The sequence below is a fragment of the Variovorax glacialis genome, from assembly GCF_051216375.1.
Classification (GTDB): Bacteria; Pseudomonadota; Gammaproteobacteria; order Burkholderiales; family Burkholderiaceae_C; genus Variovorax.
The window spans coordinates 3361-5474 of the sequence record NZ_JBPJZT010000045.1; the positions used below are offsets into that span (position 1 = coordinate 3361).

At 56.1% G+C, this 2114-nt stretch carries 2 protein-coding genes; one reads left to right on the forward strand and one right to left on the reverse strand.

Annotated elements, in window-relative coordinates:
- The first annotated feature begins 501 nt into the window (after positions 1 to 501).
- Entirely contained in the window at positions 502 to 1386 is an 885-nt protein-coding gene (locus ACSFBL_RS35330; protein ID WP_435520457.1) for a DUF2971 domain-containing protein, read from the forward strand.
- A gap of 403 nt (positions 1387 to 1789) precedes the next feature.
- On the opposite strand, the gene ACSFBL_RS35335 is transcribed toward ACSFBL_RS35330, so the two are convergent.
- A complete protein-coding gene (locus ACSFBL_RS35335) occupies positions 1790 to 1969 on the reverse strand; it encodes a hypothetical protein (protein WP_435520458.1) in 180 nt (59 codons plus the stop codon).
- Positions 1970 to 2114 lie beyond the last annotated feature (145 nt).

Genomic DNA, 2114 nt, shown 5'->3' on the forward strand with positions numbered 1-2114 from the left:
GGAAGTCTCATACCTTGCCGCCACCCAGGAGCGCGACCGGCTCCGAACCAGCCAGGGCCATCTGCACCTCTGGGTACGTGGCGCGAAGCGCCTTGTTCTGGTTTCCAGCTTGCGCACCCTCTCGGCCAATTCAGTCGCCAAGACCGCGGCATAAAACCGTGCCTCGATGTTGGTTGGGTCGGTCAGGTCCAAGAGCTCTTGAGCGAGGGCACCGTGCTGCGTTCGCTGACAAGTACTGTCGCGAGAACCCACTTGTGGGCTTTGCTTGCGCGATCAACGCGCTCATGTAGCCAAGGTGAGACCCTTCGACCAGGACAAGCAGATGACCGTCTTGACCGCGCTCGTGAGCAGGTGGGGCGCAGCGAGCGTACGCCGCCATGCACTAAGTTACTGCTCATCCTCGTGACGCCAGTCAAAATTCCGTCACGGGGGTTCCATGCGGCTGAATTCCTCGGCATGCTCGTGGCCGCCACCTGACCTTTGAACGTCTGGAATTTTGCGATGGCGATTGGCCGAGAAGATGTGCCCCACCGGCTGTACAAGTATTTCGCTCCGGATAGGGTGAACGCATTGGACGACGCGATGCTCCGCTACACCCCGTTGTGCGCTTTCAACGATCCGTTCGAAGGTCGTCCTGACATCTCTCAGTTGACGCCGCCGGACGAAGTCATCAGCTCTCTGAATCCCGAATCATTAGCGAGCGCACTCCGGTCTAATTACGATCAACTTGATGACGCGACGAAAAGTACGATCCCCTATGAGACCTTCGTGCAGCTCTTCGACGCTGCGCTCAATGGAGCGGGAGGCGAGGTGGCTGCGGCACTTTCGGTCATTTGGGTCGGAATGAAGCGAAGGTTTCTGTCCTCCATGGATTCGTTTGTCGGTGCGCTATGCCTCACGGAGGAACCGACCAACATATTGATGTGGCCCCACTACGCGCAAAGCCATGAAGGCTTCGCAATTGAGTTCGACGCGCATCACGACTACTTCCACAGTCAGCGGTATCCCGAAGACGAGTTTTATCGTCTCCGACGGGTCGCCTATAGAAGAGATAGGCCAAACTTCGATTTCAAGGACGTGAATGGCATCATCGTATTCTTGGTGAAGAGTGCTGACTGGGCATATGAGAACGAGTGGCGGGTACTGCGACCTCTTGCTGAAGCAGATAGACGGATCGACATTAGCCCCTATCCGATCGACCTTTTCAGTTTTCCTCGCGACACCGTGAAGTCGGTGATCTTGGGCGCACGCGCAACACCCAAGACCCTCGCAGGCGTGAGAGATGTGTTGGGGTCGCATGGGGAATATCGCGGTGTTCGAGTGCGCCAAGCAATGCCTGACCCCACGACGTTTCGGCTCATCATCAAAGACCTTCCCAGCACCTAAGCATGGCTACCAATACCGCGCCTCACTACTGTCCGGTTAAATGATCAGCGCCGAGGCTGAAATCCAGCACTGGCGCGGGCTGCAGGCCTATTTTGTTTGGTGCCGATTTGAACTTCGATCGCGAGGAATGGCGTACTTTTCTGGGTCTGACACCCTCGGGGAGTACGCGTGCACATCGGCAAGACCTTGTTTGCTCAAGTCATGGAATTCGTTCCATGGACCAGCTTCGCTCGGAGCGGGGTAGTCGTCCTAATCATGCGGAGTGATACGGTCGCGAGAAGTTTTCCTTTAAACATCAACGACTTACACCGGCCCGTTTTCGCGCAGAGATGAGTACGGGTAAGTCGTTGTCGTGCATTGGGTTTCTTGCCCCGACCGTATCAAACTCCCATCGAAAGGACGATTACCCCGATTCGCCCTCGGCCATGAGGTCGCTCGCGGCTTCCTCGGCCATGCCCGAGAGTTCACTGGGATCGAGCAGCGCGTGGTGCTCGGACTTGGATGCTTCGGACGCCTTGGACGCCTTTGATGACGCCTTCGACGGCGGCACTTTCTCGGCAGATTTCTCGGCAGGTTTCTTCAAGCGACCTCCAGGGCATTGGATCGGTTATCGACGACGCAAGCCGTCCGACGAGCAACGTGTTTCCGTCATTTATCATATGTGCCATGTATGATGTCTTACGTACATCGTACATCATTTCCGATAATCTCTTATTATCGAAAGTAAA

Coding starts and splice junctions, on each gene's coding strand:
- ACSFBL_RS35330 (WP_435520457.1), top strand. CDS start 502: ATGGCGATTGGCCGAGAAGATGTGCCCCACCGGCTGTACAAGTATTTC.